Annotated in this window: 6 protein-coding genes; 1 reads left to right on the top strand and 5 read right to left on the bottom strand. The window is 65.1% G+C overall.

Annotation, left to right across the window (positions count from 1 at the left end; all coding sequences use genetic code 11):
* Window positions 1-347 (bottom strand): hypothetical protein (locus G3N97_RS11345; protein ID WP_205993291.1); only part of this gene is annotated, 347 nt, incomplete at its 3' end.
* Window positions 348-904: 557 nt separating this feature from the next.
* On the opposite strand from G3N97_RS11345, the gene G3N97_RS11340 reads away from it, so the two are divergent.
* Entirely contained in the window at window positions 905-1,561 is a 657-nt protein-coding gene (locus G3N97_RS11340; RefSeq protein WP_205993290.1) for a helix-turn-helix domain-containing protein, read from the top strand.
* 28 nt (window positions 1,562-1,589) lie between these two features.
* Here the strand turns inward: G3N97_RS11340 and G3N97_RS11335 are convergent, their stop codons facing one another.
* The 4 genes from G3N97_RS11335 to G3N97_RS11320 all read right to left on the bottom strand — a co-directional run bounded on the left by G3N97_RS11335 (window position 1,590) and on the right by G3N97_RS11320 (window position 6,401).
* Window positions 1,590-2,615, bottom strand: coding sequence for a substrate-binding domain-containing protein (locus tag G3N97_RS11335; RefSeq protein WP_205993289.1), 1,026 nt, complete (start codon window positions 2,613-2,615; stop codon window positions 1,590-1,592).
* A gap of 178 nt (window positions 2,616-2,793) precedes the next feature.
* Window positions 2,794-3,786 (bottom strand): ribose ABC transporter substrate-binding protein RbsB, encoded by a 993-nt coding sequence (gene rbsB / locus G3N97_RS11330; RefSeq protein ID WP_065060870.1) that lies wholly within the window; start codon window positions 3,784-3,786, stop codon window positions 2,794-2,796.
* 84 nt (window positions 3,787-3,870) lie between these two features.
* The gene (rbsC, locus tag G3N97_RS11325) at window positions 3,871-4,812 is read right to left on the bottom strand and encodes a ribose ABC transporter permease (protein WP_346778053.1); all 942 of its coding nucleotides are present in this window, start codon (window positions 4,810-4,812) and stop codon (window positions 3,871-3,873) included.
* Window positions 4,813-4,883: 71 nt separating this feature from the next.
* The gene (locus G3N97_RS11320) at window positions 4,884-6,401 is read right to left on the bottom strand and encodes a sugar ABC transporter ATP-binding protein (protein WP_346778052.1); all 1,518 of its coding nucleotides are present in this window, start codon (window positions 6,399-6,401) and stop codon (window positions 4,884-4,886) included.
* Between the last annotated feature and the right edge of the window lie 6 nt (window positions 6,402-6,407).

Genomic DNA, 6,407 nt, shown 5'->3' with positions numbered 1-6,407 from the left:
GCCGAGGCCCGCGCGCCGTCGTCACCGCGTTGGCCGATCAGGAACGCGGTCAGCACGGCGAGCGCCGCGAGGCTCCCGCACGCCACGAGCGGCACGCGCTTGCGCCGCGCGAAATCGGCTTCGTCGTGTGACTCGTATTCAAACGTTCGCGTCGGCGCTTCGACGCTCGACACGCGAGCGGGCGCAACACGCGCGCCAGGCGCGCCAGGCGGACGCGTGGGCGCGAGCCCGGTCGGCGCGGTCAATCCAACCGATGCAAACGTGTCCGCCGACCCCATCGCCGCCGACGACAACGTTTGCGCGCCGCTTTCGCGCGTCCGCGCGCCCGGCGCGACCAATCTATTCACGCCGCATCGCGGGCAGAAAATCAGTGGTGCATGAAAAGCGGCGCCGCAGTGCTCGCACTGCTCGCCTTGCTGAACGGCGGTGTCGCTTCGACCAGGTTCGTGGAACATGGGAAGTACTAAACGATGGAAGGAGGATCGTCGAAAATCGCCTGAACGCCCGTCGCCAAAAGGGCCGCCTCAATATGGGCCACTTCGTCGGCAAGATCAATCGGAGGATTCCGCCAGCGTGGCGGATCAAGACAGGGCGCTGGCGTCAGAAGCCGGGCGCGTAGCCACAGAGAAGCGCGTGTTGTCGCAATGCCGGACAAACCCAGTCGGGTATTTAGAGGCAAAGTCTCAAAAAACAGACGCTGATACGCCGCAAACCCCACCGCTACGAATGCGCGTCATTTTGCCGCCCGCGACGCATCAGTCCCTGGTGTGACAATGCTCGAAACGAACCAAGGAGTCATCCGATGCTGTCACCCGCCGCGGTATCCGACATCGTTGTACGTCGTATTGGACGTACCCCCACGGCACCCGCTGTTTCGGCATCCGCACGATGCTCGGGATGTGCGATGCGCCACCTTTGCGTGCCGCAAGGCATGGCATCGGACGACATGCCCAAACTCGAAGCGGTCATCTGCAGCGCGCGCCGTGTGCGCCGCGGCGAGTCGCTCTACCGTTCGGGCGAGCGTTTCGACAATCTCTACGCCGTGCGCTCCGGCTCGCTCAAGACCACCATCGTCCATCGCGACGGCCGCGAGCAGATCACCGGCCTGCGCCTCGCGGGCGAAGCGCTCGGTCTCGACGGCATCGCCACCGACGTGCATGCGTTCAGCGCCGTGGCGCTCGAAGACAGCTCCATCTGCATCATTCCCTACGACGCGCTCAAGACGCTGTGCCGCGAAGTCAGCACGATGCAGGATCGCATGAACCGCCTGATGGGCGATCAGTTCAACCGCGAAGCTTCGCAGATGATGGTGCTCGGTTCGCTGTCCGCCGAAGAGCGCGTGGCGGCTTTCCTGCTCGACGTCTCCGATCGCAACGCGCAGCGCGGCTACTCGCACGCCGAGTTCCATCTGCGCATGTCGCGTGAAGATATGGGCAGCTATCTCGGCATCACGCTCGAAACGGTGAGCCGGATTCTGTCGCGATTCCAGAAGCGCGGACTGATCGAAACGCAGGGCAAGTTCATCCGTATCGACGACCTCGAAGGTCTGCGCGCGCTTTAAGCGACCCAGCAGACTTCGAGCGCCAGGTTCACCCGTTGGCGGCGCGCCGCTGCCGGTAGTGAATCTGCGCGGGCACGCGCAGCGACTCGGGCGCGGCCTTGCCTTCGAGCAGCGAGAACACGCAGCGCAGGCTGTGCTCGGCGAGTTGCCCGCTGTCCTGCACGATCGCGTCGATCTGCAGCGGCAGGCAGTCGAGCAACTGATGATCGTCGAAGGTCATCAGGCGGCCCGGCGCCTGCGCGAGCCGGTGCGCTTCGTTAATAAACTCCAGCACGCCTTCCAGCAGCGTAATCGAGCCCGCGAACAGCGCCTCGGGATAGCGGCCGTGCGTCTCGAACCACGCCTTCATCAGCGCATAGCCCGACTCGCGCTGATAATCGCGCTGGAACACCCAGTCGTCCTGTTCGGCCACGCCTTGCGTCGCGAGCGCGTGCCGGTAGCCCGCCAGACGGTCGCGGCTCGCCGACAGTTCGGGCTGGCCGCCGAAATACACCACTTCGCGCGCGCCCTTCGCGAGCGCTTCGCCCACCAGCGTCGCCACGGTTTCGGCCGCGTCGGTCACCACGTAGGGAATCGTGCTGGTTTCCACGCGGCGGTCGGCGAACACCAGCGGCAGACGCTTGACCCATTGCTCGTAGCGCGGCGCATCGGCCGTGCACGGCACCACCACCACGCCGTCCACCTGATGCGAAACCAGATGCGCGATGCCTTCGGTCTCGCGCACGGGGTCTTCGTCGCTCGTCACGATCACGAGCTGATAGCGATACTGCTCGCGGCACTGCGATTCGAGCGCCTGGGCGAGCGCGGCGTGCGCGGAGTTGGTCAGGTCGGGGATCACGAGGCCGAGCGTTTTGCTGCGCCGCGAACGCAGCGCGCGCGCCGACTGCGACGGCGTGAAATGATGATCCCGCGCCACCTGGAGCACGCGCTCGACGGTGGCCGCCGAAATGCGGTAACGCTCGGCGTTGCCGTTCAGCACCATGCTGGCCGTGGTGCGCGAGACTTCCGCAAGGCGGGCGATGTCGTCGATGGTCAGACGCTCGAACTGGGACACGCGGGCTTCCTGCTGGATTGTGGGTGAAATCGATACGGCGGCGCGCTTTGCAATGTCTGCGTCGAAAGCACCGGCGCGGCGCGCGTGAGAGAACAGCGTGAAAGATGCGCCCCGATCGTGTCGGGGCGCATGAGACGCAACGGGCGCGGATCTTCGCGCCCGATGGTACTACGGAAATTTACTGCTTGTAGAGATTCAGCGGCACCGGAATGAACTTGTCGACCGGCTGGCCGTCGACGAGCTTCTTCGCGGTCTGCACGCCGTACTGGCCGATCAGTTCCGGCTGCTGCTGCACGGTCGCGGCCATCTGGCCGGCCTTCACGGCGGCGATCGCGTCGTCGGTGGCGTCGAAGCCCACCACGGCCACGTCCTTCAGGCCCGCTGCCTGCAGCGCCTTGACCGCGCCCAGCGCCATTTCGTCGTTCTGCGCGAACACGCCCTGAATATCCTTGTTGCTCTGGATGATGTTTTCCATCACCGAGAGACCCTTCGCGCGGTCGAAGTCGGCCGGCTGCTTCGTGGCGATCTTCACGCCGCCCTTCGCGGCGATCTCGTCGTCGAAGCCCGCGCCGCGCTCGTTGGCCGCCGAGGAACCCGGAATGCCTTGCAGCTCGACGATATTGCCCTTGCCGCCCAGTTTCTCGACGAGGAAGTCGGCCGCCATCTTGCCGCCGGCCTTGTTGTCCGAGGCGATATGCGAGCTGACTTCGGCGCCGTTCACGCTACGGTCGAGCGAGATCACCTTGATGCCCTTGCTCGTTGCTTCCTTCACCACGTTCGCCACCGCCGACGAATCGGTCGGGTTGATCAGGATGACGTTGACCTTCTTCTCGATCAGGTCTTCGACGCTCGCCTGCTGCTTCGCGGGGTCGTTCTGCGCGTCGACGGTGATGAGGTTCACGCCGTCTTTCTTCGCTTCGTCCTCGGCGCCCTTCTTGAGCGAAACGAAGAACGGATTGTTCAGCGTGGAGATCGACAGACCGATCGTGACCGCGCCGCCCGAAGCGGGCGCCGCCGCCGATGCGCCGCTCGCGCCCGCGTCGGACGAACCCGACGAGCCCGGACCTTCCTTCGAGCAGGCCGCGAGGCCCAGCGCGAGCGAACCGGCGACGAGCGCCGCAAAGAGTTTCGAGAACGTCGGCGATTTCATGGTGGTGTTCGATTGCTGCATAGTCATCCTCCTCGTATTTATGTGTGGAGTTGCATCGATGGTAATTCGGTTAATCAGGATTGCTTTTCAATTACAACGCTGCGCTTACGACTTCTTGTTGCCGCGATCGATCAGCACGGCGAGCAGGATCACGCCGCCCTTGATGACTTGCTGATAGAACGACGACACGTCGAGCAGATTCAGGCCGTTGTTCAGCACGCCGATCAGCAGCGCGCCCACGAGCGTGCCGAAGATCCAGCCGCGCCCGCCCGTGAGGCTCGTGCCGCCCAGCACCACCGCGGCGATCGCGTCGAGCTCGTAGCCCGTGCCCGCCGTCGGTTGCGCCGAGTTCAGGCGCGACGTGAGCACCACGCCCGCGAGCGCCGACATCACGCCCGAGATCGTGTACACCCACAGTTGAATGCGATCGACCTTCACGCCCGAGAGCTTGGCCGATTCCGCGTTGCCGCCGGTCGCGTAGACATGGCGGCCGAACACGGTCTTGCGCAGCAGCACCCAGAACACGCCGAACATCACGAGCATCAGCACGACGGGAATCGGAATCAGACGCGCGACATAACCGCCGCCGAGCAGCGAGAAGAAGTCGCTGTTGAAGCTGCTGATCGGGCTGCCGTTCGAGACCACCAGCGCGAGACCGCGCAACACCGTCATCGAGCCGAGCGTGGCGATGAACGGCGCCACCTTGCCCTTGCTGATGACGATGCCGTTGGCGAGGCCCATCAGGCCGCCCGCCGCGAGGCCCGCGACGGTCGCGACCAGCGCGTTGGTGCCCGAACTGAGCAGCGTCGCGATGATCACCGACGACAGCGCGAGCACCGAGCCCGCCGAAAGATCGATGCCGCCGAGCAGAATCACGAGCGTCATGCCGAACGCAATCAGCGCGTTGATCGACGCCTGCCGCATCACGTTGAGCAGGTTGTCGACCGTGAGGAAGTCGCGGCTCACGATCGACAATGCGACCGCTATGATCAGCAGCGCGATAAAAGGTCCGAGCTTTTGCAGCGTCGCCTTGCTGCTGGGAGTCATCGTCAGTTGCGCCATGTCGAATCTCGCGAATGTGCTGTAGAGGTGCTGTGTTTGAAGTGCGCGGCCTGGATTCAGGCCGCCGCTTGCGGCGCGTCGTGCTGCGCCGCATGGCCGCCTGCCGCGGCCGTCATGATCTGTTCCTGGGTGGCGCTCGCCGCCTCGAAAATGCCGGCCTGACGACCTTGGTGCATCACGAGAATGCGGTCGCTCATCGCCAGCACCTCGGGCAGTTCGGACGACACCATCACGATCGCCACGCCCTGCTCCGCGAGCTGGTTGACGATCGTGTAGATCTCGGCCTTGCCGCCCACGTCCACGCCGCGCGTGGGTTCGTCGAGCAGCAGCACCTTGGGCGGCTTCGCGAGCCACTTGGCGAACACCACCTTCTGCTGGTTGCCGCCGGAGAGCGACTTCACGTCGAGTTCCGCGTCGCGCGTGCGCACGCGCAACTGCTTGATGAGGCCGTCGACCGCGCTGCGTTCGGCCTTGTCGTTGACGAAGCCGAGCTTCGCGTAACGGTCCAGATGCACGAGCGTCGCGTTCTCGCGCACCGACATGCCGAGCACGAGGCCTTGCCGCTTGCGGTCCTCCGTGACGAAGCCGATGCCCGCCGCGATCGCACTCGAAGCGTCGCGCACGTCGAGCGGCTTGCCGTCGAGCTTCACGGTGCCCGCGCGCTTGCGGTTCGCGCCGAACAGCGTGCGCAGGATCTCGCTGCGGCCCGCGCCCATCAGCCCCGCGATGCCGAGCACTTCGCCCGCGCGCACCTCGAAGCTCACGCCTTCGATATGGCCGTCGTCGGCGAGATTCTCGACCTGCATGCGCACGTCGCCCGGCGTGTGACTGCGCTTCGGAAAACGCTCGCCGAGTTCGCGGCCCACCATCAGTCGCACAATCTCGTCGAAGTGAGTGTCGGGAATCGCGCGCTCGCCCACGAAGTGGCCGTCGCGCAGCACGCTGATCTTGTCGCAGATGCGGAAGATTTCTTCCATGCGGTGCGAGACGTAGACAATCGCCACGCCGCGCGCCTTCAGCTGCTGCATGATCTCGAACAGCGTGTCGATTTCGCGGTTCGTGAGCGCGGCAGTGGGCTCGTCCATGATCAGCACCTGCGCGTTCAGCGAGAGCGCCTTGGCGATTTCCACGAGCTGCTGCTGCCCGATCGACAGCGTGCCGGCCTCGGTTTGCGGATCGATGCGCTGCGCGCCGACCATGTCGAGCCACGTGCGCGCCTGCTTGCGCATCGCGGCGGTATCGACCATGCCGAAACGGCTCGGCTCGCGGCCGAGAAACAGGTTCTCCATCACCGTGAGCTGCGGAATCAGATTCAGCTCCTGGTGAATGATGGCGATGCCCGCGCGTTCGGCGTCCACGGTGCTGCGGATCTGCACGGCTCGACCGTCGATCAGCACGGCGCCCGCGTCGGCCTGATACACGCCGCTCAGGATCTTCATGAGCGTCGATTTACCGGCGCCGTTCTCGCCCATCAGCGCGTGAATCTCACCCGCCTCGATGTGGAAATCGACGCCTTCGAGCACCCGCACGGGACCGAACGCCTTGCCGATGCCCTGCATCTTCACTTGCATCATCGACCT

The sequence above is a fragment of the Paraburkholderia sp. Ac-20347 genome (assembly GCF_017104805.1).
Taxonomy (GTDB): Bacteria; Pseudomonadota; Gammaproteobacteria; order Burkholderiales; family Burkholderiaceae; genus Paraburkholderia; species Paraburkholderia tropica.
This window is presented reverse-complemented; position numbering and strand designations above follow the sequence as displayed.